The sequence below is a fragment of the Allobosea robiniae genome (assembly GCF_900102525.1).
GTDB lineage: Bacteria > Pseudomonadota > Alphaproteobacteria > Rhizobiales > Beijerinckiaceae > Allobosea > Allobosea robiniae.
Genome location: NZ_FNBZ01000001.1, coordinates 1,013,186 through 1,032,433 on the forward strand (window position 1 = coordinate 1,013,186; position 19,248 = coordinate 1,032,433).

17 protein-coding genes are annotated in these 19,248 nt (G+C 67.3%); 7 read left to right on the forward strand and 10 right to left on the reverse strand.

The features are described 5' to 3' along the window. Nucleotides 1-5: 5 nt before the first annotated feature. Complete coding sequence (locus BLQ70_RS04650; RefSeq protein ID WP_244511897.1) at nucleotides 6-1,373, reverse strand: formimidoylglutamate deiminase; 1,368 nt, start codon at nucleotides 1,371-1,373, stop codon at nucleotides 6-8. A 179-nt stretch (nucleotides 1,374-1,552) separates the two neighbouring features. Here BLQ70_RS04650 and hutI point away from each other — a divergent pair, with 179 nt between their 5' ends. The 5 genes from hutI to BLQ70_RS04675 all read left to right on the forward strand — a co-directional run bounded on the left by hutI (nucleotide 1,553) and on the right by BLQ70_RS04675 (nucleotide 7,355). Further along, the gene (gene hutI / locus BLQ70_RS04655) at nucleotides 1,553-2,719 is read left to right on the forward strand and encodes an imidazolonepropionase (RefSeq protein ID WP_244511920.1); all 1,167 of its coding nucleotides are present in this window, start codon (nucleotides 1,553-1,555) and stop codon (nucleotides 2,717-2,719) included. After that, nucleotides 2,716-4,248 (forward strand): histidine ammonia-lyase, encoded by a 1,533-nt coding sequence (hutH, locus tag BLQ70_RS04660; RefSeq protein ID WP_091855974.1) that lies wholly within the window; start codon nucleotides 2,716-2,718, stop codon nucleotides 4,246-4,248. The genes hutI and hutH overlap by 4 nt, the downstream gene beginning before the upstream one ends. Further along, a complete protein-coding gene (gene hutG, locus BLQ70_RS04665; RefSeq protein ID WP_091855975.1) occupies nucleotides 4,245-5,054 on the forward strand; it encodes an N-formylglutamate deformylase in 810 nt (269 codons plus the stop codon). The genes hutH and hutG overlap by 4 nt, the downstream gene beginning before the upstream one ends. Continuing rightward, the gene (hutU, locus tag BLQ70_RS04670; protein ID WP_091855976.1) at nucleotides 5,051-6,718 is read left to right on the forward strand and encodes a urocanate hydratase; all 1,668 of its coding nucleotides are present in this window, start codon (nucleotides 5,051-5,053) and stop codon (nucleotides 6,716-6,718) included. Before hutG ends, hutU begins: the two co-directional genes overlap by 4 nt. A 76-nt stretch (nucleotides 6,719-6,794) precedes the next feature. Then, nucleotides 6,795-7,355 (forward strand): HutD/Ves family protein, encoded by a 561-nt coding sequence (locus tag BLQ70_RS04675; RefSeq protein ID WP_091856177.1) that lies wholly within the window; start codon nucleotides 6,795-6,797, stop codon nucleotides 7,353-7,355. 113 nt (nucleotides 7,356-7,468) lie between these two features. Here the strand turns inward: BLQ70_RS04675 and BLQ70_RS04680 are convergent, their stop codons facing one another. Continuing rightward, a complete protein-coding gene (locus BLQ70_RS04680) occupies nucleotides 7,469-8,548 on the reverse strand; it encodes a citrate synthase/methylcitrate synthase (protein WP_091855977.1) in 1,080 nt (359 codons plus the stop codon). A gap of 88 nt (nucleotides 8,549-8,636) precedes the next feature. Between BLQ70_RS04680 and BLQ70_RS04685 the strand changes: the two genes are divergently transcribed. Next, nucleotides 8,637-9,776, forward strand: coding sequence for a citrate/2-methylcitrate synthase (locus BLQ70_RS04685; RefSeq protein ID WP_091856178.1), 1,140 nt, complete (start codon nucleotides 8,637-8,639; stop codon nucleotides 9,774-9,776). On the opposite strand, the gene BLQ70_RS04690 is transcribed toward BLQ70_RS04685, so the two are convergent. The 5 genes from BLQ70_RS04690 to BLQ70_RS04710 form a co-directional block, all read right to left on the reverse strand. Further along, nucleotides 9,773-10,993, reverse strand: a complete 1,221-nt coding sequence (locus BLQ70_RS04690) for an SAM-dependent methyltransferase (protein WP_244511898.1) — start codon at nucleotides 10,991-10,993, stop codon at nucleotides 9,773-9,775. The two genes, BLQ70_RS04685 and BLQ70_RS04690, sit on opposite strands and share 4 nt — an antisense overlap. A 174-nt stretch (nucleotides 10,994-11,167) precedes the next feature. Further along, nucleotides 11,168-11,947 carry an ABC transporter ATP-binding protein gene (locus tag BLQ70_RS04695; protein ID WP_091856179.1) on the reverse strand — a complete coding sequence of 260 codons (780 nt, stop codon included), beginning with the start codon at nucleotides 11,945-11,947 and terminating at the stop codon, nucleotides 11,168-11,170. Continuing rightward, a complete protein-coding gene (locus BLQ70_RS04700; RefSeq protein ID WP_061965069.1) occupies nucleotides 11,944-12,717 on the reverse strand; it encodes an ABC transporter permease in 774 nt (257 codons plus the stop codon). Before BLQ70_RS04700 ends, BLQ70_RS04695 begins: the two co-directional genes overlap by 4 nt. Beyond that, entirely contained in the window at nucleotides 12,714-13,229 is a 516-nt protein-coding gene (locus BLQ70_RS04705; protein ID WP_091855979.1) for a mismatch-specific DNA-glycosylase, read from the reverse strand. Before BLQ70_RS04705 ends, BLQ70_RS04700 begins: the two co-directional genes overlap by 4 nt. 10 nt (nucleotides 13,230-13,239) lie before the next feature. Further along, the gene (locus BLQ70_RS04710; protein ID WP_091855980.1) at nucleotides 13,240-14,199 is read right to left on the reverse strand and encodes an ABC transporter substrate-binding protein; all 960 of its coding nucleotides are present in this window, start codon (nucleotides 14,197-14,199) and stop codon (nucleotides 13,240-13,242) included. A gap of 244 nt (nucleotides 14,200-14,443) precedes the next feature. Here BLQ70_RS04710 and BLQ70_RS04715 point away from each other — a divergent pair, with 244 nt between their 5' ends. Continuing rightward, on the forward strand, nucleotides 14,444-16,000 hold the full coding sequence (locus BLQ70_RS04715; protein WP_091855981.1) for an acetolactate synthase large subunit: 1,557 nt from the start codon (nucleotides 14,444-14,446) through the stop codon (nucleotides 15,998-16,000). A 182-nt stretch (nucleotides 16,001-16,182) separates the two neighbouring features. Here BLQ70_RS04715 and BLQ70_RS04720 read toward each other — a convergent pair whose 3' ends face one another. The 3 genes from BLQ70_RS04720 to BLQ70_RS04730 form a co-directional block, all read right to left on the reverse strand. Then, a complete protein-coding gene (locus BLQ70_RS04720) occupies nucleotides 16,183-17,226 on the reverse strand; it encodes a histone deacetylase family protein (protein WP_091855982.1) in 1,044 nt (347 codons plus the stop codon). Between the two features lie 126 nt (nucleotides 17,227-17,352). Further along, entirely contained in the window at nucleotides 17,353-17,949 is a 597-nt protein-coding gene (locus BLQ70_RS04725; RefSeq protein ID WP_091855983.1) for a TetR/AcrR family transcriptional regulator, read from the reverse strand. A gap of 64 nt (nucleotides 17,950-18,013) precedes the next feature. Then, entirely contained in the window at nucleotides 18,014-19,192 is a 1,179-nt protein-coding gene (locus tag BLQ70_RS04730; RefSeq protein ID WP_091855984.1) for an acyl-CoA dehydrogenase family protein, read from the reverse strand. Between the last annotated feature and the right edge of the window lie 56 nt (nucleotides 19,193-19,248).

A 19,248-nucleotide genomic window follows, 5' to 3' on the forward strand; every position in this document is an offset into this window, starting at 1 on the left:
CCTGATTACTCCACTGCGAGCAGGCGCCGCATCACGCCGGCAAAGCGCGTGCGCACCGAATCGCGGGCGACATGCCGCCCCTCGGCCACCACCGTCCTGCCACCGACGACGACATCGCGCAAAGGCATGGCATTGGCGGCGAAGATCGCGCTATCGACAGCCTCGGCGCCCGACCTGCCGACGAGGGCCGGGTGATCGGTGTCGAGCGTGATGAAATCGGCGCGGTGGCCCGGCGCGATGGCGCCGATGGCACGGCCGCAGGCGCGCGCACCGCCGGCGCAGGCAGCCTGCCAGAGCGCGAGGCCGGTCGAAGCCGTCTCCTCCGCGAAGAGCGCGCGGCGGCGATCGCGCAGGCGCTGCGAATATTCGAGCTGGCGCAGTTCCGAGCCGGCATCGATCTGGATGTTGGAATCGCTGCCGACGCCATAGGCGCCGCCCGCCTGCGCGTAGCGGATGCCGTCGAAGATGCCGTCGCCGAGGCTGGATTCGGTGATCGGGCAGAGACCGGCGACCGCACCGCTGCGGGCAATGCCGTCGCGCTCCGTATCGGTCAGGTGTGTGGCGTGGATCAGGCACCAGCGCCTGTCGAGCGGGATCGTGTCCATCAGTAGTTCGACCGGGCGCTTGCCGGTGATCTTCAGGCTGGCCTCGACCTCCGGCACCTGCTCGGCGACATGGATATGGACGGGGTCGTTCGGGCGCAGCGACGAGACCCAGCCGAGATCGTCGAGCGCGACCGCGCGCAAAGAATGCGGGGCGACGCCGAGGCGCGCATCCGGCAGATCGCGGATCGCGATGGCGCTGCCCTCCAGCAGGCGCTGATAGGCGTCGCGCTCGTTGACGAAGCGGCGCTGGCCATGGACCGAAGGCGCCTGGCCGAAATTGCCGAAGCGATAGAGCACCGGGAGAAGCGTGAGGCCGAGCCCGGTCTCCTGCGCGGCGGAGGCGATCGCCTGCCCCATCGTCGCGATGTTCGCGTAGGCGCGGCCGTCCTTGTCGTGGTGGAGATAGTGGAACTCGGCGAGCGCGGTGAAGCCGCCCTCCAGCATCTCGACGAAGGCCTGCGCGGCGATGGCCTGCACATCATCGGGATCGAGCCGATCGAGGAAGCGATACATCACCTCGCGCCAGGTCCAGAAGGAATCCTCCGGCGCGCCGCGGCGCTCGGACAAACCTGCCATCCCGCGCTGAAAGGCATGGCTGTGCAGGTTCGGCATGCCCGGCAGCGCGATGCCCGCGAAGCTGCTCTTACCCCCTGCCGGCTTCACCCCTGCCTCGACGGACGTGATCGTGCCGTTGGCGACGGTCAGCTTCACATCGCTGGCAAAACCTTCGGGCAAAAGCGCCTCGGCCAGATGCAGGGTCTCGGTCACCGTTTCGCTCCGTCGCTCGCTGGCGCTCAATTGCATATGCAATTAACACTTGCCAATTGCATATGCAATTGGATAGCATGACTTCAATTCAAAGAGTAGCGGGAGGACGCACGGTGGCGAAAGCGCCTGGTGAGACGATTGTCTGCGACAAGCTCTGGACGAATGCGCGGCTGGCAACGATGTCGGCAGGGGTCGATACGCCCTATGGCGCGATCGAGGACGGCGTGATCGCCGCCCGCGACGGGCGCATCGTCTTCGTCGGCCCGCGCAGCGAGGCTCCTGCCTTCCAAGCCGCCGAGACCATCGATTGCGAAGGCCGCTGGATCACGCCGGGCCTGATCGATTGCCACACCCATCTCGTCTATGGCGGCGACCGGGCGCATGAATTCGAATTGCGCCTGCAGGGCGCGACCTATGAGGAGATCGCGCGGGCCGGCGGCGGCATCCTCTCCACCGTCAAGGCGACGCGCGAGGCGAGCGAGGATACGCTCTTCGCCTCCGCCGACCGGCGCCTCTCCGCGCTGATGGCCGAAGGTGTCACCACCGTCGAGATCAAGTCCGGCTACGGGCTGGAGCAGCAGGCGGAACTCAAGCAATTGCGCGTCGCCCGCCGCATCGGCCGCGAGCGCCCCGTCACCGTGCGCACCACCTTCCTCGGGGCGCATGCCGTGCCGCCCGAATACAAGGGCCGCTCCAGTGACTACACCGCTAAGGTCGCCGGGCCGCTGCTCGACGCCGTCGCGGCTGAGGGTCTGGCCGATGCGGTCGACGTCTTCTGCGAGGGCATCGCCTTCTCGCCGGACGAGACGAAAGCCGTGTTCGAGGCCGCCAAGGCCAAGGGCCTGGCGATCAAGGTCCATGCCGAGCAGCTCTCCAACCTGCATGGCGCCAAGCTCGCCGCCGAAATGGGGGCGCTCTCCGCCGACCATCTCGAATACCTCGACGAGGACGGCGTCATCGCCATGGCCAAGGCCGGCACGGTCGCGGTCGTGCTGCCCGGCGCCTTCTACTTCCTGCGCGAGACGCAGAAGCCGCCGATAGAGCTGATGCGCAAGCATGGTGCGGCGATCGCGCTGGCGACCGACGCCAATCCCGGCTCCTCGCCGCTGACCTCGCCTCTGCTCGTGCTCAACATGGCCTGCACGCTCTTCCGGATGACGCCGGAAGAGGCGCTGGCCGGGCTCACCCGCCACGCCGCCAAGGCCCTCGGACTTCAGGACGAGGTCGGCACGCTCGAATCCGGCAAGCGCTGCGATCTCGCCATCTGGGAGATCGAGCGCCCGGCTGAGCTCGCCTACCGCATCGGCTTCAATCCCCTTCACACCCGCATCTGGAACGGACAATGACCACGGTTTCGCTGAACCCGGGCGCAGCCCATCTCACCGACTGGCGCGCGATCCTCGACGGCGCCGCCGCTTCTCTTGGCGGCGAGAGCGCCAAGAATATCGCTTCCGGTCAGAAGATCGTCGAGGAGATCGTCGCTGCCGGCAAGGTGACCTATGGCGTCAATACCGGCTTCGGCAAGCTCGCCAGCGTGCGCATCGCCGATGCCGATCTCGCCAAGCTCCAGAGCAACCTGATCGTCTCGCATGCGGTCGGCACCGGCCCTGCCCTGCCCGACGGCGTGGTCCGCCTGCTGCTGGCGATGAAGGCCGCGAGCCTGGCGCGAGGCGCCTCCGGCGTGCGCCCCGTCGTGATCGAGGCCCTGACCAACGCGCTCAAGGCCGACGCCCTGCCGGTGATCCCGGCCAAGGGCTCGGTCGGTGCGTCCGGTGACCTCGCCCCTCTCGCCCATATGACCGCCGCCCTGATGGGCTTCGGCGAGATCCGCCTGAAAGGCGAGACCTTGCCGGCGGCCGAGGCGCTGAAGCGCGCCGGCCTCAGCACCCTCGCGCTGGGTGCCAAGGAAGGCCTCGCGCTGATCAACGGCACGCAGGTCTCGACCACGCTGGCGCTGACCGGCCTTGCCGCCATCGCCCGCGTCTTCGACGCCGCGCTTGTCGCCGGCGCGCTCTCGGTCGATGCGCTCAAGGGTTCCGACACCCCGTTTGATCCGCGCATCCAGACGCTGCGCGGCCAGCCCGGCCAGATCAAGGTCGCGAAAATCCTGCTCGACCTGATCGCCGGCAGCGCCATCCGCGAGAGCCACCGCCATGGCGACAGCAAGGTGCAGGACCCCTATTCGCTGCGCTGCCAGCCGCAGGTGATGGGTGCGGTTCATGGGTTGCTGGCGAATGTCGCCGCGACGCTCTCGATCGAGGCCAATGCCGTCACTGACAACCCGCTGGTGCTCGGCCCCGGCGAGATCGTCTCGGGCGGCAATTTCCACGCCGAGCCGGTCGCCTTCGCCGCCGACATCCTGGCGATGGCCGTCTGCGAGATCGGCAACCTCTCCGAGCGCCGCATGGCGCTGCTGGTCGATCCCGTCATGAGCGGCCTGCCGCCCTTCCTCGCCCGCGATGCCGGCCTGAACTCCGGCTTCATGATCGCGCAGGTCACGGCCGCCGCGCTCGCTTCCGAGAACAAGCAGAAGGCCTATCCGGCTTCGGTCGACACCATCCCGACCTCGGCTAACCAGGAAGACCACGTCTCGATGGCGACGCATGGCGCCTTCCGCCTGATCGACATGGCGAAGAATGCCGCCAGCATCATCGGCGTCGAACTGATGGCGGCGGCGGAGGCGATCGAGCATCACCGCCCGCTCAAGACCAGCGCGCGACTGGAGCCCGTGCTCGCCCTGCTGCGCAGCAAGATCACTCCGCTGACCGAGGACCGCTATCTCGCCCCCGATCTCGCGGCCGCGACCGAGTTCGTGCTCTCCGGCGCCGTCGGCAAGGCGGCGGGCCTCGACAGCTTCGCCGAGTGCAGCGCATGAGCGCCGAGATCGTTACGGTCACGCGGGGTTCCTCCCCGCTGATCCTCTCCATGCCGCATCCTGGCACCGGCGTTCCGACGGAAGTCGCGGCGCAGCTCAACGAGCGTGGAAAGCTGGTCGAGGATACCGACTGGCATATGCGCCAGCTCTACAGCTTCGCCTCGCCGTTCGCGCCGAGCATCGTCGAAGCGCAGCTCTCGCGCTTCGTGATCGACCTCAACCGCGATCCGGCCGGCGTCTCGCTCTATCCGGGCCAGGCGACGACGGAACTCGTGCCGACCACGACCTTCGACGGCGCGCCGATCTGGCAAACCGCGCCGGACGCGAACGAAATCGAGCGGCGCAAGGCGGCCTATTTCCAGCCCTATCACACGGCGCTCGCTGCCGAGATCGAACGGGTGAAGGCCGAGCACGGCTATTGCGTGCTGTGGGATTGCCACTCGATCAAGTCGGTGATCCCGCGCCTGTTCGAGGGCACGCTGCCGACGCTCAATCTCGGCACCAATTCCGGCCAGAGCTGCGCTGCGAGCGTCGAGGCCGCCGCCGTCACCGCGATGGCCGGCCAGCCGGTCACCCAGATCGCCAATGGCCGCTTCAAGGGCGGCTGGATCACGCGCCATTACGGGCGCCCCTCCGAGAGCGTGCACGCGCTCCAGATGGAGATCGCGCTCTCGGCCTATCTCTCCGAGGAGACCGCGCCCTGGACCTTCGACGCGACGAAGGCCGCTGCCTTGCAAACCGCCTTGTCCGCCATCATCGCCGCCGCCCTCGACGCGGCCAGGACCCTCGAACGGAGCAGCTCATGACCCGCCTGGACAACACCCGCGTCATCCGCCCCGCCACCGGCACCGAGCTCAGCGCCAAGAGCTGGCTGACCGAGGCGCCGCTGCGCATGCTGATGAACAACCTGCATCCGGACGTCGCCGAGAACCCGCAGGAACTCGTGGTCTATGGCGGCATCGGCCGCGCCGCCCGCTCCTGGGAGGATTTCGACCGCATCGTCGCGGCGCTGCGCCAGCTCGAGGCCGACGAGACCCTGCTCGTCCAGTCCGGCAAGCCGGTCGGCGTGTTCCGCACGCACAAGGATGCGCCGCGCGTTCTGATCGCGAACTCCAACCTCGTGCCGCACTGGGCGAACTGGGACCATTTCAACGAGCTCGATAAGAAGGGGCTCGCGATGTACGGCCAGATGACGGCCGGTTCCTGGATCTATATCGGCACGCAAGGCATCGTGCAGGGCACCTACGAGACCTTCGTCGAGGCCGGACGCCAGCATTATGGCGGCAACCTCAAGGGCAAATGGGTCCTGACCGGCGGCCTCGGCGGCATGGGCGGCGCCCAGCCGCTGGCCGCGGTGATGGCCGGCGCTTCCTGCCTTGCCGTCGAGTGCAATCCCGACTCGATCGATTTCCGCCTGCGCACCCGCTATCTCGACGAGAAGGCGGAGACGCTCGACGAGGCGCTGGAGATGATCGCCCGCTGGACGAAGAACGGCGAGGCGAAGTCGGTCGGCCTGCTCGGCAACTGCGCCGAGATCCTGCCCGAGATGGTCCGCCGCGGTATCCGCCCCGACATGGTCACCGACCAGACCTCGGCGCATGACCCGATCAACGGCTACCTGCCGAAGGGCTGGACCATGGGCCAGTGGAAGCAGGCGCGCGAAGCCAACCCGAAGTCGGTCGAGACCGCGGCCCGCGCCTCGATGCGCGAGCATGTCGAGGCGATGATCGCCTTCCAGGACATGGGCATCCCGACCTTCGACTACGGCAACAACATCCGCCAGGTCGCCAAGGACGAGGGGCTGGAGAACGCCTTCGCCTTCCCGGGCTTCGTGCCGGCCTATATCCGCCCGCTGTTCTGCCGCGGCATCGGCCCGTTCCGCTGGGCCGCCCTCTCGGGCGATCCGGAGGATATCTACAAGACCGACGCCAAAGTAAAGGAACTCACGCCCGGCAACACGCATCTGCATAACTGGCTCGACATGGCGCGCGAGCGCATCGCGTTCCAGGGCGTGCCGGCGCGCATCTGCTGGGTCGGCCTCGGCGACCGCCACCGCCTCGGCCTCGCCTTCAACGAGATGGTCCGGAACGGCGAGCTCAAGGCGCCGGTCGTGATCGGCCGCGACCATCTCGATTCCGGCTCGGTCGCCTCGCCGAACCGCGAGACGGAAGCGATGAAGGACGGCTCGGACGCAGTCTCCGACTGGCCGCTGCTCAATGCCCTGCTCAACACGGCGTCGGGCGCGACCTGGGTCTCGCTGCATCATGGCGGCGGCGTCGGCATGGGCTTCTCGCAGCATTCGGGCGTCGTGATCTGCGCCGATGGCACGGATGACGCGGCCGCCCGCCTGTCGCGCGTGCTCTGGAACGACCCGGCCACCGGCGTGATGCGCCATGCCGATGCCGGCTACGACATCGCGCTGGACTGCGCCCGCGAGAAGGGACTTAACCTGCCGGGTATCCTGGGCTGAGCCGTTCTACTGTCATTCCGGGAACGCCCGAAGGGTGAACCCGGAATGACTGGTTATGAACTCGAAGGAGCCTTCCATGCGCATCATCCGCGCCGCTGATTGCAAGGTCATGCCGTGGAAGAACGGCGGCGGCACCACGACCGAAATCGCGGTGGCGCCGGAAGGCGCCTCGCTCGGCGATTTCGACTGGCGCATCTCGATGGCCCATGTAGGCACAAACGGGCCGTTCTCGTCCTTCCCTGGCATCGACCGGACGCTGTCGGTGCTGACCGGAAACGGCATCCGCCTCGCTTTCGGCGACGGCGAGACGGTCGCGCTCGACCGCGCGACCGCACCGTTCTTCTTCGCCGCCGACCGGGCGGTGGCAGGCGTGCTGGTCGACGGGGCGATCGACGACCTCAACGTGATGAGCCGGCGCGGGGCTTGGAGCCACAGCGTCGAGCGGCTGACCGGCGGATCGCATGAGATCGCAGCCGAGCGTGGATTGCTGGTTCTAGTCGCGCGCCGGGGCGATTGGCAGGCGAACGGCACGACGCTCGCCGCCGGGGACAGCGCCGTGCTCGAAGCCCCCATCACAGCAAAACTCGCCACCGGGGATGGCGGCGAGCTGTTCGCGATCCGGCTGCAACCGGTCTGAGCTGCCGTCATTCTCGGGCGGAGCGCAGCTCCGACCCGAGAACCTCATGACTAGAAGGCACTGGTTTCCGAGATGCTCGGGTCAAGCCCGAGCATGACGCCTGTTGTGCCACCTCAAGCCGCCTGACGCGGCTGCGGGCCGACATAGACCGATTGCGGGCGGATCAGGCGGCCGCCGGCGATCTGCTCCTTGGCATGGGCGAGCCAGCCCGTCGTCCGCCCCAGCGCAAAGACGCAGGTGAAGGAATCCGGCGTGAAGCCGAGCGCCTCCAGCAGCAGCGCCGTGTAGAACTCGACATTGGTCTCCAGCGTGCGGTTGGGCTTGCGCTCGCGCAGGATGGCGAGCGCCGCCTGCTCGACCGCCTCGGCCAAGGCGAGGCGCCCGCTATCGGCGCCGAGCCGGCGGATCGCGCCCTTCAGCGCATCGGCGCGCGGATCGCGCACGCGATAGATGCGGTGGCCGAAGCCCATCAGTCGGTCGCCACGATCGAGCGCGGTCTCCAGCCAGGCGCGGGCATTGGTGGGCGCACCGATCGCATCGAGCATCTCGATGACCGGGCCGGGTGCGCCGCCGTGGAGCGGTCCTTTCAACGCACCGATACCGGCGAGCACGGCCGAAACCAATCCGGCGCGGGTCGAAGCGACGACGCGCGACGCAAAGGTCGAGGCGTTAAGGCCGTGATCGGCCACCGTGACAAGATAGGTGTCGAGCGCGGCGGCCTGCTGCTTCGTCGGCGCCTTGCCGGTCAGCATGCGCAGCGTGTCGGCCGCCTGCGACAGGGATGCATCGGGCGCGACCGGCGCGAGGCCCTGACGCAGGCGCAGCGAGGCGGCGGTGAAGACGGCCGGCGCCGCCAGAAGCCGCAGCACCGTGCCGGCATCCTCGCCATCCGGGATCAACGCCGTCATCGCGCGGATCATCTCGACCGGCCCGAGCGTCACGGGGATAACGGCCTTCCTGACCACCGTCTCGAACAACTCCTGTCGCGCCGCGCCGAGCGCCGCCGGCAAATCCTTCATGGCCGGCAGGTCCGGCACGAAGCCGTCGAGCATCAATGCGGCCATCTCCTCGAAGGAGGTATGGCCCGCGAGCTCATCGAGGCTGTGGCCGCGCATCACCAGCCGCCCGGCCGCTCCATCGACTTCGGAGAGCACGGTATGGGCGGCAACGACATCTTCAAGGCCATCGGACATGGCTGTTCTCCTCAACATCTGAGGCCTTGAAGATTGATAGCTTCATCAGTAGAATCAATCTTGAACAATATAATCAATGTATTTTCCCATGACCGACTGGCTGACGGCGCAACAGGTGATGCAGCGGCTCGGGCTGAAGCCGCAGACGCTCTACGCCTATGTCAGCCGCGGGCTGATCGAGGCGCGCGGCGACGCGGACGACTCGCGGCGGCGACTCTACCGGGCCGAGGACGTGGCGCGGCTGGAGCATCGCAAGGCACGGGGGCGCAAGCCCGCCGCCATCGCCGAGGATGCGATCGCCTTCGGCGAGCCGATCCTGGCCTCGGGCATCGCCACGATCCAGCGCGGCAAGCTCTGGTATCGCGGACAGGATGCCGAAAAGCTTTCCGAGACGGCGAAGCTGGAGGATGTCGCAAGGCTGCTCTGGGATTGCGGCTCGCAGCGCTTCCCGCCGTTGTTCACGATCGTGCCGGAGGCGCCGGCCCGGCAGCGGATGTTCGCGGTGATCGCCGCGCGCGCCGCCAGCGATCCCGCCATGGCCGGCCGCACCAAGAAGGCGCTCTATCTGGAAGCGGCCTCCGTCATCGACTCGCTCGTCGATGCCATCGCCGGGCGGCCGGGCCAGGGGCCGATCCACCACCGGCTGGCGCAGGCCTGGGGCTGCGACGCTGATGGAGCCGACCTGATCCGCCGCGCGCTGGTGCTGTTGGCCGATCATGAGCTCAACGCCTCGACCTTCGCGGTCCGGGTGGCAGCCTCGACGCGCGCCTCGCTCGCCGCCTGCATCCTGGCCGGGCTCGCGACATTGTCGGGGCCGCTGCATGGCGGGATGACGCCGCGTGTGCTCGGGCTGATGCGCGAGATCGCAAGCGAGGGCGTCGAGGTGGCGGTCCCGGCGCGGCTTGCGACGGGCATGCCCCTGCCCGGCTTCGGCCATCCGCTCTATCCGGATGGCGATCCGCGGGCTCGCGCGCTGCTCACTGCATTCACGCTGCCGCCAGCCTATGCGGCGACGCGCCGGGCCGTCACCGCGTTGACCGGCGAGGAGCCGAATATCGATTTCGTGCTGACGGCGATCGTAAGCGAACTCGGGTTGGCGCCGGATATCTCGTTCCAGATTTTTGCCGCCGCGCGCTGCGCCGGCTGGATCGCGCATGCGCTGGAGCAGGGCGAGACCGGACGCCTGATCCGGCCTCGCGCCCGCTATGTCGGGCCGGAGCCAGCCTAGGCCGGCTCGGTAACCTTCATCGGCGTCGACTTCCCCGCAAGCTCGCCCTCGCGCTCTTCGATATAGCCGCGCGTGATCGGCAGGCCGTCGAGCTTCTTGGCGAGCTGGAACTGGAACACCACGAGATCATCATGCCGGAAGCTCGCCTCGCAGGCGGCGAGATAGAACTCCCACATCCGGGCGAAGCGCTCGTCGTACATCGCCACCGCCTCGTCGCGCCGGGCGAGGAAGTTCTCGCGCCAGACCTTCAGCGTCTCGGCATAGTGCAGGCGCAGCACCTCGACATCGGTGATGATCAGCCCCTCCTGCTCGACCGCTGCCGCCACCTCCGACATGGCGGGGATATAGCCGCCGGGGAAGATGTACTTGGCGATGAAGGGATTGGTCGCGCCGGGCGGCGTCGAGCGGCCGATGGTGTGGACGAGTGCCACGCCGTCATCACTCAGCAATTCGCGGATCTTGCGGAAATAGTCGCGGTAATAGCCGACGCCGACATGCTCGAACATGCCGACCGAGACGATGCGGTCGAACGGCTCGGCGAGATGGCGATAGTCCTGCAGCCGGAACTCGACCGGCAGGCCGGATTCGGCGCCGCGCTGCTGCGCGATGGCGAGTTGCTCCTCGGAGAGCGTGATGCCCGTCACCGAGGCACCCGTCCCTCCGGCAATGGACAACGCCATGCCGCCCCAGCCGCAGCCGATATCGAGCACACGCTGGCCGGGCTTGAGATCGAGCTTGCCCATGATGTGACGCTTCTTGGCCAACTGCGCCTGCGCCAGCGTCATGCCGGGCTCAGCGAAATAGGCGCAGGAATACTGCATGTCCGGATCGAGGAAGAGCCGGAAGAAGTCGCTTTTGAGGTCGTAGTGATGCGCCACATTGCGCCGGGCGAGCGCCGGCGTGTTGTGCTGATGGAAGCGCCGCACCGCCGTGCGCAGACCCTCCAGGACCTTGCCCCAGCCCTTGGGGCGTGCGCGATGCACGGCAGCGACCAGCGCATCGAGCAGGTCGTAGAGCGAGCCCTGCTCGACCACGACACGCCCATCCATCACGGCTTCGCCCAAGGCGAGCTCGGGATTGAGCGCGAGTTTCAGTTCCGTCGGGGAATCGACGATGCGCATGCGCAATCGCGGCGCAGTGCCCTGCCCGATCGACTGCAACGTGCCATCGGGGAAAACGACATCGATACGTGGCTCGATCGCGAGCCGAGACAACATTCTGGCAATCAGCGAGTGCATTGGCCCCACCTTCGGCAGCGCCCCTTTCGCTGAAGATGGCAATTCGGAGCACCGCCGTAACCGCCCTTTGGTGCAAGGCAGTCCCACGCCTGCGACATGACAACGCAGGTGAGACCGTTCGGTTCCGCTAGGGAAGCATAGCCGACCTGCCGGCTAATGATCCGCCGCGATGACCTCTGCGCGGATCTCCTCGACCAGCCGCTCCTTCAGGGCGACGAATTCCGGGGTCGTCTTGATGGTGTAGGGCCGCGGATGCGGCAGATCGACCGCGATATCGGCCTTGATCCGCCCCGGGCGCGCACTCATCACCACGACGCGGGAGCCGACGAAGATCGCCTCCTCGATATCATGGGTGACGAAGAGCACGGTCTTCTGCTCGCGCTCCCAGATGCCGAGCAGCATTTCCTGCATCAGGGCGCGGGTCTGGTTGTCGAGCGCGCCGAAGGGCTCGTCGAGCAGCAGGATCTTCGGGTCGTTGGCAAGCGCGCGGGCAATCGCCGTTCGCTGCTGCATGCCGCCGGAGAGCTGTTTCGGGAAATGGTCGACGAACTGGCCGAGCCCGACGCGCACCGCCCAGTCACGGGCGATCTTCAGGCGCTCGGCTTCCGGCATGCCTTTTTCCCGGAGGCCGAAGGCGATGTTCTGCTGCACGCTCAGCCAGGGAAAGAGCGTATAGCTCTGGAAGACGAAGCCGCGATCGGCACCCGGCCCGGAAACGGCTGAGCCGTCGAGCAGGACGCGGCCCTCGCTCGCCGTCTCCAGCCCGCCGATGATGCGCAGCAAGGTCGACTTGCCGCAGCCGGAGGGGCCGAGGATGGTGATGAAGTCGTTGTCGGCGACGCTGAGCGAGGTCGGCATCAGGGCGCGGGTCGGCTCGGCCCCACGCTGGCCGGCGAAGACCTTGCCGAGATTCTCGATGACAAGCTTGCTCATGCGCGCGCCCACGGGAACAGGCGCTGGTTGATCGCCTTGAAGAGGAAATCCGAGATGAGGCCGATCAGGCCGATCACGATGATGCCGAAGATGATCTGCCCGGTATTCAGCAAGGCCTGGCTGTCGGTGATCATGTGGCCGATGCCGGAAGAGGAACCGATCAGCTCGGCGACGATGACATAGGTCCAGGCCCAGCCCAGCACGAGCCGGAAGATCTCGGCGATCTCCGGCGCGGCATTGGGCAGCATGACGCGGCGCACCACCGAGCGGTCGGTCGCGCCCAGCGTATAGGCGGCATCGACGAGATCGCGCCGGATCGAACCGACCGAAACCGCGATCATCAGGATGAGCTGGAAGACCGAGCCGATGAAGATGACCAATAGCTTCTGCGTCTCCCCGATGCCGGCCCAGAGGATCAGGAGCGGGATGAAGGCCGAGGCCGGCAGATAGCGCGCGAAGGAGACGAAAGGTTCGAGGAAAGCCTCGATCGGCTTGTAGGCGCCCATCAGAATGCCGATCGGCAAGGCGACGATGACGGCGAGGATGAAGCCGCCGAGGACGCGCCAGATCGTCATCATGATGTCGAAGCCGAAGCCGTAGCGGACCATCAGGTTGTAGCCCTCGCCGACCATGGTCAGCGGATCGGCGAGGAACAGGCGCTGGACATAGCCGCCGAAGGTCGCGACCGACCAGAGCGCGACGAAAAGCGCGAAGAAGGCCAGGCCGTAGCCGATGCGGGCCGGGGCCGAGACGGGTTGCAAAGGTCTCATCGCGATTGGGTTCCGGTCACGGCCATGGCCAGTTGCTTCCAGGGTTCGATCGACCAGAAGCCGGCGGCGGCGCCGGAGGTCGAAGGGAGGATGTAGGTTTCGGCATCGGCCAGTCTGTGCGTCTGCGGCCCGTAGGCGAGCCCGCCCTCCCTGATCCCGAGGGCGACTTGGGCCGCGCGCTTGCCGTTGAAAGCGAGGATGCGGGGCCGGTTCGCAGCGATCCGCGCCGTGAAGCCGGCCACGTCGAAATGGCCGCCGCGCAGCGCGGAATCCGGACCCGAGCTGCGCTTGGCGACATCGGTCAGGCCGATGCCGTAGCGTGGCAGGGTCGCGAATTCCTCCGGCTGGAGCCTCATCGGGACGAGCCCGATCTCATGAAGCACCGGCCAGAACTTGTTGCCTGGCCCGGCATAATAGGCGCCGCGCCTGGCCGAGACGGCGCCGGCCTGCGTACCGCAGAAGACGACACGCAGGCCGGGTTCCAGAATATCCGGAAGGATGTCGCCGGTCATGCGCCGACGGTTACTTGCCGGCGACGAACCGCGTATCGACCAGCGAGGCGAGATCGGGCTTCGCCTTGAGCAGGCCGATCTCGAGCAGCAGGTCGGCGGCCTTGGCCGAGAAGGCCTGCCAGTCGCCCGCGAAGAATTTCTTGTTGCCCTCGGCATCCGACCAGCGCAGGAACGCCGCCGATTTGCCGAACTGCTCGCCGGTCTGCTTCACGTCGGCGCCCATGATCTCATAGGCCTTGGCCTGGTCCTTCTTGATCATCTCCAGGGCCTCGAAATAGCTCTGGGTCAGCGCGGCCGCGGCCTTGTCGTTGACGAGGAAGGCGGGCGTGCAGCCGAAGGTGTCCATCACCATCGGATAGTCGAGGGTGGTGGCGATGATCTTGCCGGCATCGGGCTTGTCACGGACGGTGGAGAGATAGGGCTCATAGGTCATGGCGGCGTCGTTCTGGCCGGCGATGAAGGCCTGAGCGGCGGGGCCGGGCTCCATGTTGACGACCTTGACGTCCTTCACCGAGAGGCCGTTCTCCTTGAGCATCCAAGCCAGCGCGAAATAAGGCGAGGTACCGGGCGCGGAAGCCGCGACCGTCTTGCCCTTCAAATCCTTGATCGCGGCGACATCCTTGCGCACGGCCATGCCGTCGGCGCCGTAGCTCTTGTCGAGCTGGAAGATCTGCTTGGTCTTGATGCCGGCCGCATCCCAGACGATCCAGGTCTCGACCGTGGTCGCGGCGCACTGGATGTCGCCGGAGGCGATGGCGAGGTGGCGGTCCTTCTGCGGGATCTTCTTGATGGTGACGTCGAGGCCGTTCTTCGCGAAGATGCCGGCCTCCTTGGCGAGCACGAGCGGCGCGAAGCCAGTCCAGCCGGAAATGCCGATACTGACCTTGGTCTGTGCCTGGGCGCCACCCGCCGCGAGAAGCGCCGCGAGGCCGAAGCCGACAGTCGCACCGATGCGCTTGAAAACTGCCATGATTGAAACCCTTCCCCGGTTTTTCGGCCGATGCACCACGCTGACGCGTGGAGCGTCATTTGCGGCGCAAAGCAACCTTCGTTCCAAAACAGCCTAATTGCATATGCAAACAGGTCAAGCCGCCGATCAGCGCCGCTTGGGGAAGTCATGACATTCTCTCGTTTGACAGGGCAGAGGGAATTTCCTCCTCTTCCGCCCGCCGGCGCGAGGGGCGCCCTTATTTTCTGTGAGTCGAGGTTTCCCAATGAACGGCGCCGACCGCCTTTGCGACACGCTTCTGATCAACGGCGTCGATACCTGCTTCGCCAATCCCGGCACCTCCGAGATGCATTTCGTCGCGGCGCTCGACCGCAAGCCGGAAATGCGCTGCGTGCTCGGCCTGTTCGAGGGCGTGGTGACCGGTGCGGCCGACGGCTATGCCCGCATGGCCGACAAGCCGGCGGCGACGCTGCTGCATTGCGGGCCGGGCATGGCCAACGCGCTCGCCAACATGCACAACGCGAGGCGCGCCCGCACGCCGATGATCAACGTCGTCGGCGACCATGCGACCTACCATCTCCAGCACGACGCGCCGCTGACCAGCGATATCGAGAGCCTGGCCGAGCCGATGTCGCATTTCGTCCGCCGCATCGCGACGCCGGAGGATGTCGGCCCGGCGATCGGGGAAGCCTATGTCGCCTCGCTGACGCTGCCCGGCGTCACCACCGTGATCCTGCCGGCTGATTGCGCCTGGGGCAGCGTCGAACCCGCCACTCTGAAGCCGACCGAGCTGCCGGCGCTGAAGAGCGTCGATGACGCGACGATCCGCGAGGTCGCGGCCGGCCTGCGCAAGCATGGCAAGCGCGCCGCGATCATGCTGACGGGCCTCGCGCTCCGCGAGAAGCCGATGGAGATGGCCGCGCGCATCTGCGCGGTGACCGGCGCCCAGATCTTCAGCCAGATGTCGAACGGGCGCATCCAGCGCGGTGCTGGCCGCGTCGCCATGCCCAAGGTGTTCTACCCGATCGACAAGGCGCTCGATCAGCTCAAGGATGTCGACTATCTCGTGCTCGTCGGCGCGCAGGTCCCGGTCGGCTTCTTCGCCTATCCCGGCAAGCCCGGCCGCCTGATCCATGACGGCTGCGAGGTCGCCAAGCTCGCGATCCCCGGCGACGACCTGCCGGCGGCGATCACCGGGCTCGCCGAGGAGATGGGCGCGACCAAGACGGCCCCGCTCTACATCGCCCCGCCGCGCAAGGAGCAGCCCGGCCTGCCGACCGGCAAGCTCGATGCCGACAAGGCCTGCGCCATCGTCTCGGCGCTGCTGCCGGAGAACTGCATCGTCTGCGACGAGTCGGTCTCGTCCGGCCGCAGCTTCTATTACGACTGCCACAGCGCGCCGCAGCACGACTATATCCAGCTCACCGGCGGCGCGATCGGCGAGGGCATCCCGCTCGCTGTCGGCGCGGCCGTCGCCTGCCCTGACCGCAAGGTCATCGGGATGCAGGCCGACGGCTCGGGCATGTACACGGTGCAGGGGTTGTGGACGCAGGCGCGCGAGAATCTCGACATCGTCACCGTCGTCTTCGCCAACCGGACCTACCAGATCCTGCATGGCGAGATGCGCGCCGTCGGCGTCAATGATTTCGGCCGCAACGCCACGCTGATGCTGAACATCGACGAGCCGGCGCTGGACTGGGTGATGATGGCCAAGGGCATGGGCGTCGAAGCGGCGCGGGCCACGACGGCCGAGGAGTTCACGAGCCTGTTCAAGGCCGCGCTCAGCCGCAAGGGGCCGTTCCTGATCGAGGCGGCGATCTGAGGCGTTTCAGGCGGCACTGAAGAGTGTCATCCCGCACGCGCTGCGGCACGTCAGTGCTGCGGCGCAGAGGCGGGATCGTTCTCAAGAAGAGGCACCTTCTCGTCACGCGGTCCCGTGTCTGCACAGCAGCGTTACACGCTGCAGCGCGCACGGGATGACACGTGTGGCTACGAAGACAGGCGCTACTTGAACCCGCCCAGGAACGCGTCGAGGCAGTCGCCGATCGCCTCGATGGCGTAGCCGCCCTCCTGCACCACCAGCGTCGGCAGGCCGAAACCCTTCACCTGCCGGCCGATCGTGCCGAAATCACTGGCTTCCAGCTTCAGCACGCCGATCGGATCGTCCTTATGGGCGTCGTAGCCGAGCGCGATCACCACGACCTCCGCGCCGAAATCGCGGATCGCCTTGCCGGCCTGCTCAACCGCAGCCTCCATCGCGGCCCCGCCCGCACCATGCGCCAGCGGCAGGTTGAGGTTGAAGCCCTCGCCCGGGCCGTTGCCGCGCTCGTCGGCATAGCCGGTGAAGAAGGGGTAGTAGTTTGTCGGATCGGCATGGACCGAAATCGTCAGCACATCGTTGCGGCGATAGAAGATCTGCTGCGTGCCGTCGCCGTGATGGGCGTCGACATCGAGGATCGCGACCTTGCCGAATTTCGAGCGCAGGCGCTGGGCCGCGATCGCGGTGTTGTTGAGATAGCAGAAACCGGTGGCGCGGTCGGCACGGGCATGGTGGCCGGACGGGCGGCAGAGCGAATAGACGGCGCGCTCGCCGGCGAGGATCGCATCGGCGGCGGACACCGCGGTCTCGGATGAGCGCAGCGTCGAATGCCAGCAATGCTCGCCGATCGGCACCGAGAGATCGCCGAGATACCAGCCGAGCTGGCCGATGAAACCGGTCGGGCGGCAGGGCGGGCGGACATCCTCGTCCGGGCGGCCGCTCCAATAGGGGAAGGTGCTCGGCCAGACTTCCGGGCCGCGTTCGGCGGGCAGGTCCTGCCAGCGCGCCCAGGCGGTCTCCAGGAACTTGACGAAGCCGGCATCATGGATCGCGAGGACCGGGTCCGTGCCATGCGCTGCGGGCTTCTCCGGCGTGATGCCATGTTTCCTGAGCGCGCCGAGCAGGCGCTCCGTCCGTTCCGGCAGGTCCTTGGGAGCCACGACCTTGCCGAAGCGCATATATTGCTGGGGATCGTGGAGGGCTTGGTCGGGGTGATAGAAGGCGCGCATCAGGCGAAGAATCCTCGTCAGATCGCGAGGCGACCGACGGCCCCGCATGGGGATGCTAGCAACCGCCGACGCCTTGGTCAGCCATGACGATGCCGCCCGCCCCTGCATGGGAGGCGGGGCAGCCACTCAATGCGGCGAGAGCAACGCCACGAACTCACGTGCCAAGGCGTCGATCGCATGGCGCTCCGGCCGATACCAATCGGTCGAGCCGTTGAGCGCGCCCAGCAGGAACAGGCGCAGCACGTCAGGCGAGTTGCCTGCGGGCATGCCGCCGGCCTGCTGCCATTCGGCGATCAGCCCCCGCCAGACATCCTCGTAGGCGCGGCGTACCGCGCGTACGCTCTCGGGCACAGCCGCCGCGCCGAAGGTGAAGACCTTGATGCTGGCTGAGGTATAGTCGCCATGACCGTGCAGGGCAGCGAGATGCGCCCGGACTGCAGCCTCCAGCCGCACGCGCGGCGAGGCCCCCTCCTCCGCCGCGAGCGCCGCGACGACCGCCTCATGGACGAAGTGCACGCCGTCATTGACGACCGCCTCGACGATCTCCTCCTTCGAGCCGAAATGGTAATAGAGGCTGGCCTTGCGGATGCCGACAGCCTCGGCGATCTCGCGCAAGGTGGTCTGATGGTAGCCGCCGCCACGCAGCAGGCGCGCTGCATGGTCAAGGATCAGCCGGCGCGAGCCGCCTTCGGTCGGCGGCCGGGTGTGCGCGGCTTCACTCATAGGGTGTCATCCCATGTGCGCTGCGCGCGCAGTGCTGCGGCGCGTGCGGGATGACGCTCAGCCCTCACAGCCGCTTCGCCACTTCCTCGAGCATGACTTCGGTCGCGCCGCCGCCGATCGCCTGGACGCGGGCATCACGGGTCATGCGCTCGATCGCGCTTTCGCGCATGTAGCCCATGCCGCCATGGAACTGCAGGCAATCGTACATCACTTCGTTGACCAGCTCGCCGCAATAGGCCTTCGCCATCGAGACCTCGCGGGTGGCATCGAAGCCCTGCGCGTCAAGCCAGGCGGCGTGGTAGACGAGCTGGCGCCCGGCCTCGACCTTGCCCGCGAGCTCGGCCAGGCGCTGGCGGATCGCCTGCTTCTCCCAAAGCGGTGCGCCGAAGGCTTTTCGCGTCTTCACGTAGTCCAGTGTCAGGTCGATGGCGGCCTGCGCCTCGCCCATCGCCATGGCACCGATCACGGTGCGCTCGTTCTGGAAATTGCTCATGATCGCGTAGAAGCCGCGGCCCTCCTGCCCGAGCAGGTTCTCGGCCGGCACCTTGCAATCGACGAAGGAGAGCTCGGCAGTGTCGGACGAGCGCCAGCCATGCTTGTCGAGGGCGCGCGAGACGGAGAAGCCCGGCGTGCCCTTCTCGACGAGGAAGATCGAGACCGATTGCGACGGCCGCGCTTGCGGGTCCGTCTTGGCGGCGACGCAATAGAGATCGGCATGGACGCCGTTGGTGATGAACATCTTGGCGCCGTTGAGGACGTAATGGTCGCCCTCGCGCCGCGCCGTGGTGCGGATGCCCTTCACGTCGGAGCCGGCATCGGGCTCGGTCACGGCGACCGCGACGATCTTTTCGCCGGCGATGATGCCGGGCAGATACTTGTCCTTCTGCGCCGGGCTGCCGGCATTGGCGATATGGACCGAGGCCATGTCGGTATGGACCAGCGCGGTGATGGCGACGCCGGAGAAGGTCGAGCGCCCCAGTTCCTCGGCCAGAACCACGGTCGCCATCGTGTCCATCTCGGAGCCGCCATACTCGCCGGGATAGCGGATGCCGAAGAAGCCGAGCTCGCCCATCTTGCGCAGCACCGCACGCGGGACGAAGCCGTCCTCCTCCCATTGCAGGGCATGCGGCTTGATCTCGGCCTCGACGAAGCGGCGGACCTGGTCGCGCAACGCCTCATGTTCTTCCGTGAAGTAAGGCGAGCGGCGAGCGCCCTCCACAGCAGGCTTCCCGACAGCCGACATCGCCTTCTCCCGTTTTCTGCAGCGCCACCAGCGAGCTACCTGCCGGACGGTAGGTG